The sequence below is a fragment of the Methylobacterium frigidaeris genome (assembly GCF_022179185.1).
Lineage (GTDB): Bacteria > Pseudomonadota > Alphaproteobacteria > Rhizobiales > Beijerinckiaceae > Methylobacterium > Methylobacterium frigidaeris.
In genome coordinates this window covers 1-257 of the sequence record NZ_BPQJ01000252.1, presented here as the reverse complement: position 1 = coordinate 257, position 257 = coordinate 1, and the positions used below count along the sequence as shown (strand labels likewise).

Annotated in this window: 1 protein-coding gene; it reads right to left on the bottom strand. The window is 53.3% G+C overall.

All coding sequences use genetic code 11. The annotated features are described in order from the left end of the window. A partial coding sequence (locus MFF64_RS37045; protein ID WP_238194040.1) for a hypothetical protein occupies positions 1–257 on the bottom strand: 257 nt, incomplete at both ends.

Here is a 257-nt window from a genome sequence, read left to right as displayed (position 1 = left end):
CTCTGACCGTGGAGGTCGCCCCAGAAGGGTTGGTAGATGCCACGATTATCTACACAGCGAAGCGGGTTTCCTTCTGCCTCCAGTCCATTCCCTGTGTCTACTGCCTTCACCTGATAAGTCCCCGTTTTGGGTGCTTTCACACCTTCAAAACGATGGATACCTCGGTCTGTGGATTGGAACTGATACGTCTCTGGCAAACCCGTCAATCCACCGGTGTTGATTTGGACGGTTCCGGTATATCCGGTGCTTGGATTGCC